The sequence below is a fragment of the Pseudomonas sp. PDM18 genome, from assembly GCF_014852585.1.
Taxonomy (GTDB): Bacteria; Pseudomonadota; Gammaproteobacteria; order Pseudomonadales; family Pseudomonadaceae; genus Pseudomonas.
The window spans coordinates 1-18609 of record NZ_JACVBX010000018.1 but is presented as its reverse complement, the minus strand read 5'-3'; the positions used below and the strand labels follow the sequence as shown (position 1 = coordinate 18609).

At 63.8% G+C, this 18609-nt stretch carries 19 protein-coding genes; 10 read left to right on the top strand and 9 right to left on the bottom strand.

The genetic code is table 11. The annotated features are described in order from the left end of the window. Window positions 1-87 precede the first annotated feature (87 nt). Genes IB274_RS26890 through trpC form a run of 3 tightly spaced genes read left to right on the top strand, consistent with a single transcriptional unit; the run spans window position 88 to window position 2563 of the window. Entirely contained in the window at window positions 88-684 is a 597-nt protein-coding gene (locus IB274_RS26890; RefSeq protein WP_017517337.1) for an aminodeoxychorismate/anthranilate synthase component II, read from the top strand. Further along, a complete protein-coding gene (gene trpD, locus IB274_RS26885) occupies window positions 681-1730 on the top strand; it encodes an anthranilate phosphoribosyltransferase (protein ID WP_192435837.1) in 1050 nt (349 codons plus the stop codon). The genes IB274_RS26890 and trpD overlap by 4 nt, the downstream gene beginning before the upstream one ends. Further along, complete coding sequence (gene trpC / locus IB274_RS26880) at window positions 1727-2563, top strand: indole-3-glycerol phosphate synthase TrpC (protein ID WP_081520757.1); 837 nt, start codon at window positions 1727-1729, stop codon at window positions 2561-2563. Before trpD ends, trpC begins: the two co-directional genes overlap by 4 nt. Before the next feature lie 60 nt (window positions 2564-2623). On the opposite strand, the gene crp is transcribed toward trpC, so the two are convergent. Continuing rightward, window positions 2624-3271, bottom strand: coding sequence for a cAMP-activated global transcriptional regulator CRP (crp, locus tag IB274_RS26875; RefSeq protein ID WP_024763566.1), 648 nt, complete (start codon window positions 3269-3271; stop codon window positions 2624-2626). A gap of 376 nt (window positions 3272-3647) precedes the next feature. Here crp and IB274_RS26870 point away from each other — a divergent pair, with 376 nt between their 5' ends. Continuing rightward, a complete protein-coding gene (locus IB274_RS26870) occupies window positions 3648-4070 on the top strand; it encodes an OsmC family protein (protein ID WP_192225413.1) in 423 nt (140 codons plus the stop codon). Window positions 4071-4296: 226 nt separating this feature from the next. Next, the gene (speD, locus tag IB274_RS26865) at window positions 4297-5091 is read left to right on the top strand and encodes an adenosylmethionine decarboxylase (RefSeq protein WP_017517341.1); all 795 of its coding nucleotides are present in this window, start codon (window positions 4297-4299) and stop codon (window positions 5089-5091) included. A 57-nt stretch (window positions 5092-5148) separates the two neighbouring features. Here the strand turns inward: speD and coq7 are convergent, their stop codons facing one another. Both coq7 and IB274_RS26855 read right to left on the bottom strand, forming a co-directional pair. Next, window positions 5149-5796: a 2-polyprenyl-3-methyl-6-methoxy-1,4-benzoquinone monooxygenase gene (gene coq7, locus IB274_RS26860; RefSeq protein ID WP_081520755.1), complete on the bottom strand. Its 648-nt coding sequence runs from the start codon at window positions 5794-5796 to the stop codon at window positions 5149-5151. 101 nt (window positions 5797-5897) lie between these two features. Further along, window positions 5898-6236: a histidine triad nucleotide-binding protein gene (locus IB274_RS26855; RefSeq protein WP_081520754.1), complete on the bottom strand. Its 339-nt coding sequence runs from the start codon at window positions 6234-6236 to the stop codon at window positions 5898-5900. A 93-nt stretch (window positions 6237-6329) separates the two neighbouring features. Between IB274_RS26855 and IB274_RS26850 the strand changes: the two genes are divergently transcribed. Beyond that, window positions 6330-7811, top strand: a complete 1482-nt coding sequence (locus tag IB274_RS26850) for an AAA family ATPase (RefSeq protein WP_192435836.1) — start codon at window positions 6330-6332, stop codon at window positions 7809-7811. 7 nt (window positions 7812-7818) lie between these two features. Here IB274_RS26850 and IB274_RS26845 read toward each other — a convergent pair whose 3' ends face one another. From IB274_RS26845 to hemJ, 4 genes are all read right to left on the bottom strand, one after another. Beyond that, on the bottom strand, window positions 7819-8607 hold the full coding sequence (locus IB274_RS26845; protein ID WP_192435835.1) for an SDR family NAD(P)-dependent oxidoreductase: 789 nt from the start codon (window positions 8605-8607) through the stop codon (window positions 7819-7821). Window positions 8608-8662: 55 nt separating this feature from the next. Beyond that, the gene (locus IB274_RS26840; RefSeq protein ID WP_192435834.1) at window positions 8663-9763 is read right to left on the bottom strand and encodes a DUF805 domain-containing protein; all 1101 of its coding nucleotides are present in this window, start codon (window positions 9761-9763) and stop codon (window positions 8663-8665) included. 105 nt (window positions 9764-9868) lie between these two features. Continuing rightward, a complete protein-coding gene (locus IB274_RS26835; protein WP_081520751.1) occupies window positions 9869-10837 on the bottom strand; it encodes an NAD(P)H-dependent flavin oxidoreductase in 969 nt (322 codons plus the stop codon). 19 nt (window positions 10838-10856) lie between these two features. Beyond that, window positions 10857-11282 carry a protoporphyrinogen oxidase HemJ gene (gene hemJ, locus IB274_RS26830; RefSeq protein ID WP_192435833.1) on the bottom strand — a complete coding sequence of 142 codons (426 nt, stop codon included), beginning with the start codon at window positions 11280-11282 and terminating at the stop codon, window positions 10857-10859. A 146-nt stretch (window positions 11283-11428) separates the two neighbouring features. On the opposite strand from hemJ, the gene IB274_RS26825 reads away from it, so the two are divergent. The 3 genes from IB274_RS26825 (at window position 11429) to erpA (ending at window position 14406) form a co-directional block, all read left to right on the top strand. Further along, window positions 11429-12796, top strand: a complete 1368-nt coding sequence (locus IB274_RS26825) for a chloride channel protein (RefSeq protein WP_225615056.1) — start codon at window positions 11429-11431, stop codon at window positions 12794-12796. A gap of 89 nt (window positions 12797-12885) precedes the next feature. After that, complete coding sequence (argC, locus tag IB274_RS26820; RefSeq protein WP_192435832.1) at window positions 12886-13920, top strand: N-acetyl-gamma-glutamyl-phosphate reductase; 1035 nt, start codon at window positions 12886-12888, stop codon at window positions 13918-13920. Window positions 13921-14055: 135 nt separating this feature from the next. Continuing rightward, a complete protein-coding gene (gene erpA, locus IB274_RS26815) occupies window positions 14056-14406 on the top strand; it encodes an iron-sulfur cluster insertion protein ErpA (protein WP_045212604.1) in 351 nt (116 codons plus the stop codon). Between the two features lie 57 nt (window positions 14407-14463). On the opposite strand, the gene IB274_RS26810 is transcribed toward erpA, so the two are convergent. Beyond that, window positions 14464-15555, bottom strand: coding sequence for an anhydro-N-acetylmuramic acid kinase (locus IB274_RS26810; RefSeq protein ID WP_192435831.1), 1092 nt, complete (start codon window positions 15553-15555; stop codon window positions 14464-14466). A gap of 3 nt (window positions 15556-15558) precedes the next feature. After that, window positions 15559-17004 carry a peptidoglycan DD-metalloendopeptidase family protein gene (locus IB274_RS26805; RefSeq protein ID WP_192435830.1) on the bottom strand — a complete coding sequence of 482 codons (1446 nt, stop codon included), beginning with the start codon at window positions 17002-17004 and terminating at the stop codon, window positions 15559-15561. 182 nt (window positions 17005-17186) lie between these two features. Between IB274_RS26805 and tyrS the strand changes: the two genes are divergently transcribed. Then, window positions 17187-18386, top strand: a complete 1200-nt coding sequence (gene tyrS, locus IB274_RS26800; protein WP_192435829.1) for a tyrosine--tRNA ligase — start codon at window positions 17187-17189, stop codon at window positions 18384-18386. The last annotated feature ends 223 nt before the right edge of the window (window positions 18387-18609 follow it).

The window sequence follows — 18609 nt, the reverse complement described above, 5'->3', positions numbered from 1 at the left end:
TGCCAGATTCGCGCAGCCCGCGAGGCCGCAATGGGTGTCGACGATGGCGCGATCCGAAAGCAGTGCAATCATGAGGTTCGAGCAGACATGCTGCTGATGATCGATAACTACGACTCCTTCACCTACAACCTGGTGCAGTACTTCGCCGAGTTGAAGGCCGACATCCACGTCATTCGCAATGACGAGCTGAGCGTCGACGAGATCGCCGCGCTCAACCCCGAACGTATCGTCCTGTCCCCCGGTCCGTGCACGCCGAACGAGGCTGGCGTGTCCCTGGAAGTCATCGAGCGCTTCGCCGGCAAGCTGCCGCTGCTGGGCGTGTGCCTGGGCCATCAGTCCATTGGCCAGGCTTTTGGCGGTGACGTGGTGCGTGCGCGGCAGGTCATGCACGGCAAGGTCAGCCCGGTGTTCCACAAGGATCTGGGCGTATTCGCCGGCCTGAACAATCCGCTGACCCAGACCCGTTACCACTCCCTGGTGGTGAAGCGCGAGACGCTGCCCGACTGCCTGGAAATCACTGCCTGGACAGCGCTGGAAGACGGCTCGGTCGACGAGATCATGGGGCTGCGCCACAAGACGCTGAACGTCGAGGGCGTGCAGTTCCACCCCGAGTCGATCCTTTCCGAACAGGGCCACGAGATGCTGGCCAACTTCCTCAAGCAGACCGGCGGGGTGCGCGCATGAACATCAAGGAAGCCCTCAGCCGTGTGGTCAACCAGCTGGACCTGACCACCGAGGAAATGCAGGACGTCATGCGCGAGATCATGACCGGGCAGTGCACCGACGCACAGATCGGCGCCTTCCTCATGGGGATGCGCATGAAGAGCGAGACCATCGACGAGATCGTCGGCGCCGTGGCGGTGATGCGCGAGCTGGCCGACCAGGTCGAACTGGACAGCCTCAGGCACGTGGTCGACGTGGTCGGCACCGGCGGCGACGGCGCGAACATCTTCAACGTGTCCTCGGCGGCGGCCTTCGTGGTCGCCGCGGCTGGCGGCAAGGTCGCCAAACACGGTAACCGTGCAGTCTCCGGCAAGAGTGGCAGCGCCGACCTGCTGGAAGCTGCCGGCATCTATCTGGACCTCAAGCCGGTTCAGGTGAAGCGTTGCATCGAGACCGTCGGCGTCGGCTTCATGTTCGCCCAGGTCCACCACAAGGCCATGAAGCACGCAGCCGGTCCGCGCCGCGAGCTGGGCCTGCGTACCCTGTTCAACATGCTCGGCCCGCTGACCAACCCCGCCGGCGTGAAGCACCAGGTGGTCGGCGTGTTCAGCCAGGCGCTGTGCCGCCCGCTGGCCGAGGTGCTCAAGCGCCTGGGCAGCGACCACATCCTGGTGGTGCATTCGCGCGATGGCCTGGACGAGTTCAGCCTCGCCGCACCAACCCACGTTGCCGAGCTGAAGGACGGCGTGGTTACCGAATACGAAGTGCAGCCCGAAGATTTCGGCATCAAGAGCCAGAGCCTGATCGGCCTGACGGTGGACAGCCCGCAGCAGTCGCTGGAGCTGATCCGTGATGCCCTCGGCCGGCGCAAGACCGAGGCCGGGCAGAAGGCTGCCGAGCTGATCGTGCTCAACGCCGGCGCCGCGCTCTACGCCGCGGACCTGGCCACCAGCCTGCACGAAGGCATGCAATTGGCCCACGACGCCCTGCACACCGGGCTGGCGCGGGAGAAGATGGAAGAGCTGGCGGCCTTCACCGCCGTTTACCGAGAGGAGAACGCACAGTGAGTGTGCCGACGGTTCTGCAGAAGATACTGGCCCGCAAGGCCGAAGAAGTCGCCGAACGCCGCACCCGCGTGAGCATCGCCGAGCTCGAGCAGCTGGCGCGTGCCGCTGACGCCCCGCGCGGTTTCGCCAATGCCCTGCTGGAACGCGCCAAGCGCCGTGAGCCGGCGGTGATCGCCGAGGTGAAGAAGGCTTCCCCGAGCAAGGGCATCCTGCGCGAGAACTTCGACCCTGCCGATATCGCCCGCAGCTACGAAGAGGGCGGCGCAGCCTGTCTCTCGGTGCTGACCGATATCGACTTCTTCCTCGGCAGCGACGCCTACCTGAAGGAAGCCCGAGCGGCCTGCAAGCTGCCGGTGATCCGCAAGGACTTCCTGATCGATCCGTACCAGGTCGTGGAAGCTCGCGCCATCGGCGCCGACTGCATCCTGCTGATCGTCTCGGCGCTGGATGACGTACGCATGGCCGAGCTGGCCTCGGTGGCCAAGGACGTCGGCCTCGATGTGCTGGTGGAAGTGCATGACGCGCCGGAGCTGGAGCGCGCACTGAAGACCCTGGACACCCCGCTGGTCGGCATCAACAACCGCAACCTGCACACCTTCGAGGTGAGTCTGGAGACCACCCTGGACCTGCTGCCGGAGATCCCGCGCGAGCGTATGGTGATCACCGAGAGCGGCATTCTCAACCGCGCGGATGTCGAGCTGATGGAAGTCAGCGATGTGTTCGGCTTCCTGGTCGGTGAAGCCTTCATGCGCGCCGATGAGCCGGGCACCGAGCTCAAGCGCCTGTTCTTCCCCGAGCGCAGCAAGGTCAAGCTGGGTGCCGATCCGGACTGACGCATCCTGCGGACACAAAAAAGCCGGCGATTGCCGGCTTTTTTGCTTTCTGGCGACTCTTCAGCGGGTGCCGAAGACCACCATGGTCTTGCCTTTCACGTGCACCAGGCCCTGCTCTTCCAGGCTCTTGAGCACGCGGCCGACCATTTCGCGAGAGCAGCCGACAATGCGGCCGATTTCCTGGCGGGTGATCTTGATCTGCATGCCGTCCGGGTGAGTCATGGCGTCCGGCTGCTGGCACAGGTCCAGCAGGGTGCGCGCGACGCGACCGGTGACGTCGAGGAAGGCCAGGTCGCCGACCTTGCGCGTGGTCTTGCGCAGGCGGTCAGCCATCTGGCTGCCCAGGGTGAAGAGAATCTCCGGGTCCTGCTGGCTCAGTTCGCGGAACTTTGCGTAGCTGATCTCGGCGACTTCGCATTCGGTCTTGGCGCGGATCCAGGCGCTACGCTCCTGGCCGGTGCTGCCTTCCTTCTCGAAGAGCCCCATCTCCCCGAAGAAGTCGCCAGTGTTGAGGTACCCGATGATCATCTCGCGGCCGTCGTCATCCTCGATCAGGACGGTTACCGACCCCTTGATGATGAAGAACAGGCTCTCGCAGCGGTCACCGGCGTAGATGATGGTGCTCTTGGCGGTGAAGCGGCGGCGATGACAGTGCGCGAGCAACTTGTCGAGGTTCTTGATTTTGGGTGTGAGGGTAATAGCTACCATGCCCGAGTCCCGGAAAGTAGAAAGAGTGGCCTTTGCACAACAGGCGCTAATGATTTTTTATGTTCAGCTGTAGTGCCGTGCGTCCCTGGCGCGATCCCCCTCGATCCCCAGGGCGGCATGATTGCCTTGCTGAGCAGTCTTGCATGTATGTAAATCAGCAAGAGCTTAACAGACGACGTGTCACCAGCAATCGGAAGTCTGGAACGTTCGTGTAGGCAATTTCTGAGAGTGTGCCAGTAAACCGGCGCCAGCTTAAGTGATAAATGCATACTGGCCGTGTGGAAATGAGACCTGGGTAACAGCCATCGCTCCCACTGGGCGTGCTAGGGGCCTGTGATAAGCTGTCGCCCCTTTTTTTCCGGCGGAGTTCCTTGCAATGAAAGCGCGAATCCAGTGGGCGGGTGAGGCGATGTTCCTCGGTGAATCCGGCAGCGGCCACGTCGTGGTGATGGACGGCCCGCCAGACGCCGGTGGCCGCAACCTGGGCGTGCGCCCCATGGAAATGCTCCTGCTCGGCCTGGGCGGTTGCACCAACTTCGACGTGGTCAGCATCCTGAAGAAGGGCCGCCAGCCCGTGGAAAGCTGCGAGGCCTTCCTCGAAGCCGAGCGTGCCGACGAAGACCCCAAGGTGTTCACCAAGATCCATGTGCATTTCGTGGTCAAGGGTCGTGGCCTGAAGGAAGCGCAGGTGAAGCGCGCGGTGGAACTGTCTGCCGAGAAATACTGCTCCGCGTCGATCATGCTCGGCCGCGCCGGCGTCGAGATCAGCCACGACTACGAGATCGTGGAGCTGGGCTGACAGCCCCCTTCATCCTTTCATCATCAAGGGTGCGCAAACTCTGGCAGAGGTCGCCTGACCTCTGCATAATGCGCCACCTTTTTTCAGGGCCATCCGGCCCGAAACCAAGCAACCACAATCGCCATCGCGAAGAGGTGTAAACCGTCCTACGCAGGTGCCGCCGTACGCATCTGACGGGCATGCTCAACCACGCGGCAGAGCCGCATTTGATGAGAGTTATCCCACGGTGAAAAGTAAACTCAAGCTCCACGGGTTCAACAACCTGACGAAGACCTTGAGCTTCAACATCTATGACATCTGCTATGCCGAGACGCCTGAAGACCAGCAGGCCTACGTGCAGTACATCGACGAAGAGTACGATGCCGAACGTCTCACGCAGATCCTCACCGATGTTGTCGACATCATTGGCGCAAACATCCTGAACATCGCCCGTCAGGATTACGATCCGCAAGGCGCCAGCGTAACCATCCTGATCTCCGAGCAGCCGGTCACCCCGACCGACAGCCAGATCGAGGAGTCCCCGGGGCCGCTGCCGGAAACCATCCTGGCGCACCTCGACAAGAGCCATATCACCGTGCACACCTATCCGGAGATCCATCCGGTGGAAGGCATCGCGACCTTCCGGGTGGACATCGATGTGTCGACCTGCGGCGTCATCTCGCCGCTGAAAGCGCTCAACTACCTCATCCACCAGTTCGACTCGGACATCGTCACCGTGGATTACCGCGTGCGCGGCTTCACCCGCGACGTGGAAGGCAAGAAGCACTTCATCGACCACGAGATCAACTCGATCCAGAACTATCTCTCCGACGACACGTACGAGGCCTATCAGATGACCGACGTGAACGTGTACCAGGAGAACCTGTTCCACACCAAGATGCTGCTCAAGGAGTTCGACCTGGACAACTACCTGTTCGGGGATGCGACCAGCAACCTGTCGCCCGAACAGCGCAAGCAGGTGGAAGAGCGAGTGCGACACGAAATGCTGGAGATCTTCTACGCGCGCAACATGCCGCGCTGATCTTCCGTGCGATAAAAAAAGGGCGCCCGCTGGGCGCCCTTTTTGTTGCCTTCCGGATCAGATCCGGTAGGTGGACTTGGTCATTACCTTGGACAGCAGCGTCATGCCGAACTTTACCGGTGCCGGGAAGCGCAGGCCGCCAGCCTCGATGGCACTGGTGGCGTGGTGCTCCTCGTCTTCGCGCATCTGTTCGAGGATGGCGCGGGACTTCTGGTCCTCGGCGGGGATTTCCGCCAGGTGTTCGTCCAGGTGCTTGCACACCTGGTCCTCGGTGGCTGCGACGAAGCCCAGGCTGACGCGGTCGCTGATCAGCCCGGCGGCAGCGCCGACACCGAAGGACAGGCCGTAGAAGATCGGGTTGAGCACGCTCGGGCGGCTGCCCAGCTCGCGGATGCGCTGTTCGCACCAGGCGAGATGGTCGACTTCCTCGTCGGCCGCCTCTTCCATGGCCTTGCGCACCTTTGGCAGCTTGGCGGTCAGTGCCTGGCCCTGGTACAGCGCCTGGGCGCAGACCTCGCCGGTATGGTTGATGCGCATCAGGCCGGCTACGTGGCGGGCATCGGTGTCGCTGAGCTCGGCGTCGGGCTGGACGATGGCAGGGGACGGACGTCCCGGGTGGCCGCTGAAGGGCAGCAGGGTGCGCAGCGCGGCATCGGCCTGCAGCAGGAAGCGGTCGGCGGGGGAGTAGTGACGGTCGGCGGACATGGCGCACCTCCGAGTAGGAACATTCGCCACGCAGTTTACCGGATGGCGGATGACAGGTCTTGCCGAGGTGCGCGCAGGTTCTTCTGCCAGTCAGCCGAGGATCAACCCGGCGGCCAATGCATCTGGCGCTGGCCCAGCACGTGCATGTGTATGTGATGCACGGTCTGGCCGCCCAGGTCGTTGCAGTTCATCACCACGCGGAAGCCCTCGTCGCAGCCTTGCTCCTTCGCCAGCCGCTGGGCGGTGAAGAGGATGTGCCCGGCCAGCGGTTTGTCCGCCTCGGTCAGGTCGTTGAGGGTGGACACGTGCTTCTTCGGGATCACGAGGAAGTGCACCGGCGCCTGCGGGCCGATGTCGTGGAAGGCGATGACCTGGTCATCTTCATAGAGCTTGCGCGCGGGAATGTCCCCGGCGACGATCTTGCAGAACAGACAGTCCACGAAATGCTCCTCCAGTCGTGTGGTCAGGAGCAGCAGTTTAGCGGCCGTCGACCGCCGCGCCCAGTTCCGGGCCGGCCAACGCAAGGAGCGAGCGTGCAGAACGATATCCACGACCTGGGCCTGGTGCTCGACTCCAGGGTCAAGCTGATCGTCATCGAGTCCTGGGATGAACCCCGTGTACTGGAGACCCTGACCGGTCTGGCGGTGCGCCGTGGGCTCAACCTGCAGCTGTGGTCGTCGACCGAAGGCCTGCAGCGCCTGGGTTTTGGTGGGGAACCCCAGGGAGAGAACGACAGCCGCGAGGCGGAGAATGCCCTGCGTCTGATCAAGGCTGACCCGCAGCCGAACCTCTATGTGCTCTGCGATCTGCATCCTTATCTGATGGATAACCCGCGCGCCGTGCGCCTGCTCAAGGAGATCGCCATGGCCGAGGGCAATTTCCGCCCCACGGTGGTGCTGGTGTCCCACGCGCTGAAGCTGCCCGCCGAGGTCCAGCGCTTCGCTGCGCGCTTTGCGCTGTCGCTGCCCTCCGAGGATGAGCTGGTGGGGCTGGTGCGCGAGGAAGCGAGCCGCTGGAGCGAGCGCAACAAGGGCGCGCGCGTGCGCACGGACAATCGGACCCTGCGCCAGGTCGTGAAGAACCTGCGCGGCCTGACCCACGGCGAAGCAAGGCTGCTGGCACGCAGTGTGATCTGCAACGATGGGGCGATCACCCAGGAAGACCTGCCGGAGCTCAATCGCACCAAGTTCGAGCTGCTCAACCTCGACGGCGTACTCAGTTTCGAACACGACACCGCTCGCTTCGCCGAAGTGGGCGGGCTGGCCAATCTCAAGCGCTGGCTGGGTGAACGGCAGAGCGCCTTCACCGAGAACAAGGAGAAGGACCTGCCCAAGGGCGTGCTGCTGGTGGGAGTGCAGGGCGGCGGCAAGAGTCTGGCGGCCAAGGCCGTTGCCGGTCTTTGGAGCCTGCCGCTGCTGCGCCTGGATTTCGGCAGCCTCTACAACAAGTACTTCGGCGAGACCGAGCGTAATTTGCGGGAGGCTCTGCGCCTGGCGGACAGCATGGCACCCTGCGTGCTCTGGGCGGACGAGATAGAGAAAGGCGTGGCCACCGGCGATCAGGACAATGGCGTCAGCCAGCGCGTACTGGCGACGCTGCTGACCTGGATGGCCGAGCGCAAGGCACCGGTATTCATGGTGGCCACTGCGAACGCCATCGATCGCCTGCCGCCGGAGCTGGTGCGCAAGGGGCGCTTCGACGAGCTGTTTTTCGTCGACTTGCCGGACCCTGGCGTGCGCATGGACATCTTCCGTATTCACCTCGTGCGCCGGGAGCTGGAGGTGACGCAGTTCGATCTGGGCGAGCTGGCCGAAGCGGCCGACGGTTTCTCGGGGGCGGAGATCGAGCAGGCGGTGGTGGGCGCCTTCTACGCCGCGCAGGCACGGCAGAAGGCGGTGGATCAGACGCTGCTGCTGGAGGAAATCCGCCGCACCGCACCGTTGTCGGTAGTCATGGCGGAAGAGCTGGCCGCCCTGCGCCAGTGGGCCGACGGCCGTACCGTGCGTGCGGACTGAGCCTGAATCAGCCGGCCAGCGCCAGGCGATTGATGCGCCCGGCTAGCTTGCGCATGACCCAGCGTGGCAGCAGGCGCACGCCACAGGCGAACAGACGGTTGCGCCAGCCGGGGATGATCAGCGCGGGCGCGCGGCGCAGCGCTTTCACGGTGAGGAAGGCGACTTCCTCGGGAGTCATGACGCGCTTGCCGTCGTCGAGCTTGCCCAGGCGCATATCGGCATTGCGGTAGAAGGCCGTGCGGGTCGGTCCCGGGCACAGTACCGAGACCTTGATGCCGCGGCCTTTGAGTTCTTCGCGCAGACCTTCGGAGAAATGCAGCACGAACGCCTTGCTGGCGTAGTAGCTGCTCATCCATGGACCAGGCAGCAGGCTGGCCATAGAGGCGACGTTGAGAATCCGCCCGCCGCCGGTGCGCTCCATCATCGCGCCGATGCCGTGGCACAGGCGGGCCAGGGCCAGGACGTTGAGCTCCAGCAGTTCCTGCTCGCGGGACCAGTCCTGGTCGATGAACGCGCCGGAGGTGCCGATGCCGGCATTGTTCACCAGCAGCTCGATCTGCCTCCCGCTCTGTTCCAGCTCGTGCAGCAGGCCGGAAATCTGCAGCGGCTCGGCCAGGTCGCAGACGCGGAACAGCACTTCCACCCCGAAACGCTGAGACAACTCACAGGCGGCGCTGTCCAGTGCATCGCGCTGGCGCGCCACCAGGATCAGTGCCTGGCCACGGCGGGCGAGGGCTTCGGCCAGGGCCAGGCCGATGCCACTGGAAGCGCCGGTGATGAGGGCAAAACGAGGCATTCAGGAGTCTCTGTGACGGGGTGGCGTTCGACCACGCCCGCCACGGGTTGTTGCATTACTGATCCGAGTCGCCGCCTTCGGTGTCGCCACTGCTGAAGTCGCCGTCGGAAGGCTCCGCGGTGGCTGCCGGATCGGCAGCCTCGTCGCCCTGCTGGTACTGCGAGGACTGCGCCGCCTGGGCGCGTTCGAGGTAGCTCTGGTAGGCCGGTATCGCGATGGCGGCGAGGATACCGCCAAACACCGGGAACAGCAGCCAGGAGAAGGCCAGGACCTTGACGGCAGTGCTGTTGGGCGGCGGCGGGGGGCCGAAGCGGTTGGCGGTCTGCTCGCCGGGCATGAACAGCATCAGAAGGCTGAGAACCACGTTGACGAAAGGCACCAGCAGTGCCAGCCACAGCCAACCGGACCAGCCCAGGTCGTGCAGGCGTTGTACGCCGATGGGCACGCTGAAGACCATAGCGGCGATGACCACCGCGGCGATGGCAACCACGCCCAGGGGCAGGGATACGGCCATCAGCAGGCTGGCGACCAGGTAGGCGCCGAAGACGATGAAGGACAGCGCGGCGGACCAGCCGAGATAGCGCACCCGACCGATCCGGCCGGACAGGCTGCGGACTTTCAGTTCGCCGAATTCCGGCAGGTCGTCGCCGACCTTGGCCTGGGGCGGCGCATAGGGAGAGGCGGGCGCGTTCGGAGCAGTGGCTGCCGCAGCGGGCGCCGGATTGGCCGCCAGTTCGGCCTGGCGTGCCAGGTATTTCTCGATGACGATGCCGCAGGCGCTGCACTCGATGTCTGTGGCCTGTTCGTGGCCGCACTTGGGGCAGGTCATCCGCTCGTTGCTGGTGCTTTCGCCGGAGGCGCGGGCCGCCAGGGTCGCTTCGCTGGGATGGTCATCGGTCTCCACCAGGCTGAAACCGGCAACGCCTTCGGCTTCCTTTCGGGCGTTGGCGCCGGCGCCATGGAGGGCGCGCAGGTACTTGTCGGCCTCGTCGCCTGAGAGGTCGCGCTTGAGCACGACCGGCTGGCCGCTGAACAGCGCTTCGATCTTCGCGGCGTCGCTCTTGAACAGGCGGGCGAGATTTTCCTTTGCGGTTTCCAGGGGTGTCTGCGGCATCAGCGCGCCGTCGAACACGATCTTGAAGCGGGATTGATCCATCGGGGCATCCTTGTCTTCTGGCTATGTTGGAATCGCTACAGCGTAATCGGGCCGCCGTAGGCCAACAAGCGGCCCCGGCGGATATATCGTGAGCGGTGCCGCAGCTCAGACCAGCAGCTGGTTGGACAGGCCGGCGCTGCGGGTCAGGGCCTGGCGGTACTCGTGGTCGAGCCGCGCAATCAGCTCGCCCACCGCGGGCAGGTCGCGGATATCGCCGACACCCTGGCCGGCGGACCACACGGTTTTCCATGCCTTGGCCTCGTCGCTGACCGGCTTGAGCTTCTCGCCGTAGTCGAGCGCGCCCTTGTCGTTCAGCCGTTGCATGTCGAAGCCCGCGGCTTCCAGGCTCTGGCGCATGAAGCTGGCCGGCACGCCGGAGACGGCGGGGGTGTGGATGATGTCGGCGGCGCGGGCGTTGAGCAGCATGTGCTTGTAATCCTCGGAAGCGGCGCTCTCGCGGGTGGCGATGAAGCGGGTGCCGAGATAGGCGAGGTCGGCGCCCAGCACCTGGGCGGCGAGGATCTCGTGGCCGTGGTTGATGCAGCCGGCCAGCAGCAGGGTCTTGTCGAAGAACTGACGGATCTCGGCGACCAGCGCGAACGGGCTCCAGGTGCCGGCATGGCCACCGGCGCCGGCGGCCACGGCGATCAGGCCATCGACGCCGGCTTCCGCCGCCTTCTCGGCATGGCGGCGGGTGGTGACGTCATGGAACACCAGGCCGCCATAGCTGTGCACCGCATCCACCACCTCGCGCACCGCGCCCAGGCTGGTGATGACGATGGGCACCTTGTGCTCGACGCAGAGCTTGAGGTCTTCCTGCAGGCGCGGGTTGGTGTTGTGGACGATCAGGTTCACCGCGTAGGGCGCTGCCTGCGGGTCGGCCGCCAGCCCGGCTTCGATCTCTTCCAGCCAGGCCTTGAAGCCGCTGCTCTCGCGCTGGTTCAGCGCGGGGAAGCTGCCGACGATGCCGCTCTTGCAGCAGGCCAGCACCAGTTGCGGGTTGGAGACCAGGAACATCGGTGCCGCCACCAGGGGAATGCGCAGGCGTCGGTCGAGCAGGGCGGGCAGGGACATGACAGTCTCCTTGTCGGGGTCAGAAGGGTTTGACGACCACCAGGATCACGATGGCGATCAGGAACAGTACCGGCACTTCGTTGAACCAGCGGTAGAACACATGGCTGCGGCCGTTCTCGCCACGGGCGAAGCGCTTGAGCATGGCGCCGCAGGCGTGGTGGTAGCCGATCAGCAGGACCACCAGGGTCAGCTTGGCGTGTATCCAGCCCTGGGTCAGCCAGGCCGGGTTGAGGTAAAGCATCCAGGCGCCGAGGACGATGGTGAGGATCATCGATGGGCCCATGATGCCGCGGTACAGCTTGCGCTCCATGATGCAGAAGCGCTCGCGGCTGGCGGCGTCCTCGCTCATGGCGTGATAGACGAACAGTCGCGGGAGATAGAAGAGGCCGGCGAACCAGCAGACCACGGCAATGATGTGAAAGGCTTTCAACCACAGGTAAAGCATCGGAATTTCCTCGGATCACGGTTGAGCCGATAGTAGTGGCGCCGTGCAATGCCGTCATCCCTGTGTCTATTACACTGAGGTCTTCCGTCCGTGGCTGTTTGCCGCGCGCGCCGCACGGCATCCGGAAGATGCCCGGCTTCGTGTCCATGTCAGAACCTGCACCGCCGGAGAGTTCCAGCGAGCCGACTGGTGATTCGTCTGCTCGCATCGTCCCCAAGCGCCCGCTGGCGCGACACCCATTGCTGCGTCAGTGGCGGCGCAACTTGGCGTTCTGGCTCGGTGCGCTGCTGGTCGGCCTGGTGGCCCTGGCCTTCGCCCACCTGGCGGACCTCGCCAGCGCGACCTTCCGCAGCGTGGTCGCGCGCAGCCCGTGGTGGCCGTGGTTGCTTTGCCCGCTGGGCTTCGCCGGCCTGGTCTGGCTGACCCAGGGGGCGCTGAAGAACACTCGTGGCAGCGGCATTCCACAGGTCATCGTGGCGCTGGAGCAGCGCAGCAGCCGCACGCGCAATGCCCTGCTATCGGTGCGGATTGCCGTGGGCAAGCTGGCGATGACTCTGCTGGCGCTGCTGGTGGGGGCCTCGGCCGGCCGCGAGGGCCCGACCGTGCATATCGGCGCGGCACTTATGTATTCGCTCGGCCGTCGCCTGGGGCTCTACGACAAGCGCACGGTGTCCGGCCTGATCATCGCTGGCGGTGCGGCGGGCATCGCGGCGGCCTTCAATACGCCACTGGGCGGGGTGGTCTTCGCCATCGAGGAACTGAGCCGCACCTTCGAGCAGCGCTTCAGCGGGCTGGTGCTCACCGCCGTCCTGCTCGGCGGTATGGTCACGCTCGGCCTGATGGGCAGCTACAGCTATTTCGGTCGCCTTTCGGAAAGCATGCCGCTGGGCCCGGCCTGGATTGCCGTGGTGGCCTGCGGAGTGCTCGGGGGCTTGCTCGGCGGCCTCTACTGTCGGCTGGTACTGCCGACCCAGCGCGGTCCGCTCAGCTTCATCAGCCGTTGGCGCGGGCGCTGGCCGATCCGCTTCGCCGCTGCCTGCGGGCTGGTGCTGGCGCTGCTCGGCCTGCTGTCCGGGCAACATGTGTTCGGCACCGGGTACGCCGAGACCCGGTCCATCCTCGAGGGGCAGCCGGTGGTGGGGCATGACTTCCTCCTGTGGAAGTTCATCGCCAACGTGATTTCCTTCATCGCCGGCATCCCCGGCGGGTTGTTCTCGCCCTCGCTCACCGTCGGCGCCAGCCTGGCGCCCTGGCTGACGCCGCTGATCCCCGGCGCAAGCCTGCCGGCAGTGGCCCTGCTGGGGATGTCCGCCTACCTCGCCGGAGTCACGCGCACGCCGCTCACCGCCACGGTGATTACCGTGGAGATGTCCCACAGCCCCGACATGCTGATTCCCATCCTCGCCGCCACGCTGCTGGCCAGCGGTGTCTCGGCGCGCCTGAACCCGCTGCCGATCTATCACGCGCTCGCTCGTCAGATGCAGGAAACCCTGGCTCCGACCAAAGGCTCTTAAACCCGCGTGTATTCGCTCTGTTCAGCAGGGGCAGCGGCTCATATCATGGCTGCCCCTGAATTTGGCCCCATAGGTGGAGTGACAGGCAGATGATCAAGGTCGGTATCGTAGGCGGTACGGGTTATACGGGCGTGGAACTGCTACGCCTGCTGGCACAGCATCCTCAGGCTCGCGTCGAGGTGATTACCTCGCGTTCCGAGGAGGGCGTGAAAGTCGCCGACATGTACCCGAACCTGCGAGGCCACTACGACGGCCTGGCTTTCAGCGTGCCGGACGTGAAGCGTCTGGGCGAGTGCGACGTGGTGTTCTTCGCCACTCCACACGGCGTGGCTCATGCACTGGCTGGCGAGCTGCTGGCAACCGGAACTCGGGTGATCGACCTGTCCGCGGACTTCCGCCTGCAGGACGCCGAGGAGTGGGCCAAGTGGTACGGCCAGCCCCACGGTGCACCCGAACTGCTGTCCGAAGCCGTCTATGGCCTGCCGGAAGTGAATCGCGAGGCAATCAAGTCGGCGCGCCTGATCGCCGTTCCCGGTTGCTACCCGACCGCCACCCAGCTCGGCCTCATCCCGCTGCTGGAGAACGGCCTGGCTGACGCCAGCCAGCTGATCGCCGACTGCAAGTCCGGCGTCAGCGGCGCTGGTCGTGGCGCCAAGGTCGGTTCGCTGTTCTGCGAAGCCGGCGAAAGCATGATGGCCTACTCGGTGAAAGGTCACCGTCACCTGCCGGAAATCAGCCAGGGCCTGCGTCGCGCCGCCAAGGGCGATGTCGGTCTGACCTTCGTGCCGCACCTGACCCCGATGATCCGTGGTATCCACGCGACCCTGTACGCGCGCGTCGCTGATCGTGGCGTCGATCTGCAGAAACTGTATGAAGAACGGTACGCCAACGAACCATTCGTCGACGTGATGCCGGCCGGCAGCCATCCGGAAACCCGCAGCGTGCGCGGCGCCAACGTGTGCCGCATCGCGGTGCACCGTCCGCAGGGCGGCGACTTGGTGGTGATCCTGTCGGTGATCGACAACCTGGTGAAGGGCGCGTCGGGCCAGGCGATCCAGAACATGAACATCCTGTTTGGCCTGGACGAGCACCTGGGCCTGTCCAACGTCGCACTGCTGCCGTAAGGAAAGACTGCCTCGGAATGCGGTCGATTGATCTGGACCAATGGATGAGTCGGATTAGTTGACCGTTTTTCTGGGGTAAGCGGATAATGGTCCGCAATGTTGTAACGTACGGCCTCGGCCGGGAGAGTTTTCACCATGACCATCGAAACCTTCACCCCCACTCCGCTGATGTTCTCGCAAGGCGCTGCGAACAAGGTGAAGAACCTGATCGACGAAGAAGGCAACCCGCGCCTCAAGCTGCGGGTGTTCGTCACGGGCGGTGGCTGTTCGGGCTTCCAGTACGGGTTCACCTTCGATGAAGACACCGCGGACGACGACACCATCGTCGAGCGCGACGGCGTCAACCTCGTGGTCGATCCGATGAGCTTCCAGTACCTCGCCGGTGCGGAAGTGGACTACCAGGAAGGCCTCGAAGGTTCGCGGTTCGTCATCAAGAACCCGAACGCAGCGACCACCTGCGGCTGCGGTCAGTCCTTCTCGATCTGATGCCGTAGCAGCGAAAACGCCGCGCAAATGCGCGGCGTTTTTGTTTGCGTGGGGGATTCAGGCGGGGTGGAGCGCGCCGAGAATACGTGGCCCCCTCGCGGCCGTGACTTCCGGGCAGTTGCCGGGCTCGCGTTCGAAGAAGCGATGGGCCAGCCAGGCGAAGGCCATCGCCTCCATCCATTCCGGCGGTACGCCGCGCTCGAGGCTGCTGATCACGCTGGCGCCCGGCATGTGCGCGGCCAGTCGTTGCATCAGCGTCGCGTTGAAGGCGCCGCCACCGCAAACCACCACTTCCTCGCAGCCGGGTTGCGCGTCCAATAGTGCTGTAGCGATGCTTTGTGCGGTCAGTTCGAGCAGGGTTGCCTGCACGTCTTCGGCCTTCACCGGGCCGTGGCCGGCCAGGGCTGTGTTCAGCCAGTTCAGGTTGAAGCGCTCCCGTCCGGTGCTTTTCGGGCCTTTGGCGGCGAAGAAGTCATCGGCCAGCATTTTCTGCAATAGCGCCTGATCGATGCTGCCGCTGGCAGCCCAGGCGCCGTCGCGGTCATAGGCTTCGCCGCGCTGCTCCTGAATCCAGGCATCCAGCAGGACGTTGCCGGGGCCGCAGTCGAATCCGCGAACCGGCTTGCCAGGGCTGAGCAGCGAGACGTTGCTGAAACCGCCAACGTTGAGGATGGCGCACTCGCGACCATCTCTATCGAACAGCGCGCGGTGGAAGGCGGGTACCAGCGGTGCACCCTGGCCACCGGCGGCTACGTCGCGGCGGCGGAAGTCGGCGACGACGTCGATGCCGGTCAACTCGGCGAGCAGTGCTGGGTTGCCAATCTGCATGGTGAAGCCCAGGTGCGGCTCGTGGCGAATGGTCTGGCCATGGCTGCCGATGGCGCGAATCGCGCTGGCGCTCAGCTTCTCACGGGCGAGGAGTTCATTGATGCCCTGGGCGGCCAGACGCACCCAGCTGTTTTCCGCGAGGGCGGAGCGGGCAATTTCGTCGGGGCCGGAAGAGCAGAGTGCCAGTAAGTCGGCACGTAGCGCCGTGGGCATCGGGAGGTAGTAGGAGGCGAGTAGAGTGGTCTGCTCGCCTTGCTCGATCAGGGCGATGTCCAGCCCGTCGAGACTGGTACCGGACATCACCCCCAGATAGAGCGGCATGACTCAGCGCTTGTTCAGGGCCAGGAAGGTCGCCTTCTCCTGGTCCATGCGTGCGATCAGCGGTTGCGCCTGAGCCATGAAGCGCTTGCGCTCCGGGCCGGACAGTGGGTCGGCGGTCGGCAGCTTGGCGCTCAGCGGGTCGACATGCTGACCGTTGACCTGGAACTCGTAGTGCAGGTGCGGGCCAGTGGCGAGGCCGGTCATGCCAACGTAGCCGATGATCTGGCCCTGCTTCACCGCCACGCCCGAGCGGATGCCCTTGGCGAAGCGGCTCATATGGCCGTATACGGTGCGATAGCGCTGGCCGTGCTGGATCACCACGGCGTTGCCGTAGCCACCTTTGCGGCCGGCTTCGAGAATCTTGCCGTCACCGGTCGCCTTGATTGGGGTACCGATTGGCGCCGCGTAGTCCACGCCCTTGTGTGCACGAATCTTGTTCAGGATCGGGTGGAAACGCCCAATAGAGAAGCGCGAACTGATGCGGGCAAAGTCCACAGGAGTACGGATGAATGCCTTGCGCATGCTGCTGCCATCAGCGCGCAGGTAGCTGGTGCTGCCCTGTTTGCTGGTGTAGCGCACCGCCGTGTATTCCTTGCCGCGGTTGACGAAGCGCACCGCGAGGATGCTGCCGGTGCCGACCTGCTTGCCCTGTACCTGCTGGGACTCGTAGATCACGTCGAACGAATCGCCTTCGCGAATATCCTGGGCGAAATCGATGTCGTAGCCGAGGATGTTGGCCATCGACATGATCAGGTCGTGGGACAGCCCGGCGTTCTTGCCGGCGACGAACAGCGAGCTGTCGACGCGGCCGTGGGCATAGTTCGCATGCACCGAGGGTTTGACCAGGTCACGCTTGAAGTCATAGCCCTTGGCAGACTTGTTCAGGCTGATCGTCTCGAGGTCGCTGCGCTTGACCTTCAGGCCCTGCAGCTCGCCCTTGGTGTCGATGAGGAAGTCCACGTCCTGGCCGATATCAAGACGGGTGAACTGCTTGGCGTCCTTACTGGCGGCAAGCATGTCGTGCACGACGTTCGCCGGCAGGCCGGCCTTCGCGAACACGGTAGAAAGGGTGTCGCCCTTGCCCACGGTCACGCTTTTCCACGCAGGGTCTGCGGAAGCGGAGAGGGAGGGTTGTTGGTTCGAATCGGCGAGATCGTTCTTCTTTTCCGCGCCTTTCCCGGCGCTGTTCTGGTTGTCCGGCTGGCCTTCTATCTGTGCAAAAGGCGAAGAGCCGTCGTCTTCCGTGACCGCGTTGGGTCGAAGATCGTCTTTTTCCTGAAGGATCTGCTCAGTGCTGTTTTCCAGCTCGAGATTGAGAGTGGTCTTCTTCGCCTCGACCTCGGCCGAGGGGAACACCAGCAGAGCCAGGCTGAGGAGCGCTGCTACACCGCTTGCGGCCAGCAGATGGCTCTTCGGGTAGTACGGCGCTTTCTGATCGGATTGCGTCATGGCGTGAGTGGTGTTTTTGGAGTGTGAAATAACTGCCTAAAATATAACCCAATTCCCTATGAAGCAACCCTGATGTCGGGCTTCTGACGTCCTGTCCTCTGACGCTGGGCAAAACTTGTTTTTAGTGCCTGTTCTTGTATCGTTGGTTCCCTTTCGCAATTCGCAACGTACAGGAACCTGCAATGAAGTCGGTCGAAGAGCAGCTGGCGCTGATCCAGCGCGGTGCAGACGAAATTCTCGTGGAGGCCGAGCTGATCGAAAAGCTCAAGCGCGGCCAGCCCCTGCGTATCAAGGCCGGCTTCGACCCGACCGCTCCTGATCTGCACCTGGGACACACCGTCCTTATTAATAAGCTTCGTCAGTTCCAGGAGCTGGGCCATCAGGTGATCTTCCTGATCGGTGACTTCACTGGGATGATCGGTGACCCCAGCGGTAAAAGTGTTACCCGCCCACCCCTCACCCGCGAGCAGGTTCTCGAGAACGCCGAGACGTACAAGGCCCAGGTCTTCAAGATCCTCGACCCCGCGAAGACCGAGGTAGCCTTCAATTCCACCTGGATGGACCAGCTTTCTCCTGCTGATTTCATTCGTCTGGCTTCCCAGTACACCGTTGCTCGTATGCTGGAACGCGATGATTTCAGCAAGCGCTATGCCAGCAATCAGTCCATCGCCATTCACGAGTTCCTCTATCCGCTGGTTCAGGGCTATGACTCGGTGGCGCTGCGTGCGGACGTCGAGCTTGGTGGTACCGACCAGAAGTTCAACCTGCTGATGGGGCGTGAACTCCAGCGTGCCTATGAGCAGGAGCCTCAGTGCATCTTGACCATGCCGTTGCTGGAAGGTCTGGACGGCGTTAAGAAGATGTCCAAGTCTCTGGGCAACTACATCGGCATTCAGGAAGCGCCGGGCGTCATGTACAGCAAGCTGGTCTCCATCCCGGATACCCTGATGTGGCGTTACTTCGAGCTGCTCAGCTTCCGCTCCATGGAAGAGATCGAGGGCTTCAAGAAAGACGTCGAGGCTGGCGCCAACCCGCGTGATATCAAGATCAAGCTGGCGGAAGAGATCGTCGCCCGCTTCCATGGTGAAGAAGCTGCTGCTTCCGCGCACAAGTCCGCGGGTAATCGCCTGAAAGAGGGTGAGCTCCCGGAAGACCTGCCGGAAGTAGAAGTAGCGGCGGCGGAAGATCTGCCCATTGGCGCTGTCCTTAATAAGGCAGGCCTGGTGAAGAACTCCGCTGTTGCTCGCGACCTGCTGTCGTCCGGAGGCGTGCGCGTTGATGGCGAAGTCGTGGATCGCAGCTTCGTCTTCAAAGTAGGCGCTACCCACGTCCTGCAGGCTGGCAAGAAGGCTTTCGCTCGCGTCTCCCTGGTCGCTGAGTGAAGAAAGTTTAAATTAGTCGTTGACGGCCGATTTAAACTCCCTATAATGCGCACCACTCCCAGCGACGAAGCGCTGAAAGAACTTGAAAATCAAGTACTTACAGGTGTTCTGAGGTGGGAGTGGTGGTCAGGCGGGTGATTCACTTGCCGCTCTTCATTCGCTGCTTCGGTAGCGGGCTGAAAAGAAGATCGCCGAGGTGGTTGACAGCGAGTTTGATCGCTGT

What these genes read in the sequence shown, in the direction of transcription:
- IB274_RS26890 (WP_017517337.1), top strand. Translation starts at nt 88, where the DNA reads ATGCTGCTGATGATCGATAACTACGACTCCTTCACCTACAACCTGGTG.
- trpD (WP_192435837.1), top strand. Translation starts at nt 681, where the DNA reads ATGAACATCAAGGAAGCCCTCAGCCGTGTGGTCAACCAGCTGGACCTG.
- crp (WP_024763566.1), bottom strand. Translation starts at nt 3,271, where the DNA reads ATGGTAGCTATTACCCTCACACCCAAAATCAAGAACCTCGACAAGTTG.
- IB274_RS26870 (WP_192225413.1), top strand. Translation starts at nt 3,648, where the DNA reads ATGAAAGCGCGAATCCAGTGGGCGGGTGAGGCGATGTTCCTCGGTGAA.
- coq7 (WP_081520755.1), bottom strand. Translation starts at nt 5,796, where the DNA reads ATGTCCGCCGACCGTCACTACTCCCCCGCCGACCGCTTCCTGCTGCAG.
- IB274_RS26845 (WP_192435835.1), bottom strand. Translation starts at nt 8,607, where the DNA reads ATGCCTCGTTTTGCCCTCATCACCGGCGCTTCCAGTGGCATCGGCCTG.
- IB274_RS26840 (WP_192435834.1), bottom strand. Translation starts at nt 9,763, where the DNA reads ATGGATCAATCCCGCTTCAAGATCGTGTTCGACGGCGCGCTGATGCCG.
- IB274_RS26835 (WP_081520751.1), bottom strand. Translation starts at nt 10,837, where the DNA reads ATGTCCCTGCCCGCCCTGCTCGACCGACGCCTGCGCATTCCCCTGGTG.
- hemJ (WP_192435833.1), bottom strand. Translation starts at nt 11,282, where the DNA reads ATGCTTTACCTGTGGTTGAAAGCCTTTCACATCATTGCCGTGGTCTGC.
- IB274_RS26825 (WP_225615056.1), top strand. Translation starts at nt 11,429, where the DNA reads ATGTCAGAACCTGCACCGCCGGAGAGTTCCAGCGAGCCGACTGGTGAT.
- argC (WP_192435832.1), top strand. Translation starts at nt 12,886, where the DNA reads ATGATCAAGGTCGGTATCGTAGGCGGTACGGGTTATACGGGCGTGGAA.
- erpA (WP_045212604.1), top strand. Translation starts at nt 14,056, where the DNA reads ATGACCATCGAAACCTTCACCCCCACTCCGCTGATGTTCTCGCAAGGC.
- IB274_RS26810 (WP_192435831.1), bottom strand. Translation starts at nt 15,555, where the DNA reads ATGCCGCTCTATCTGGGGGTGATGTCCGGTACCAGTCTCGACGGGCTG.
- IB274_RS26805 (WP_192435830.1), bottom strand. Translation starts at nt 17,004, where the DNA reads ATGACGCAATCCGATCAGAAAGCGCCGTACTACCCGAAGAGCCATCTG.
- tyrS (WP_192435829.1), top strand. Translation starts at nt 17,187, where the DNA reads ATGAAGTCGGTCGAAGAGCAGCTGGCGCTGATCCAGCGCGGTGCAGAC.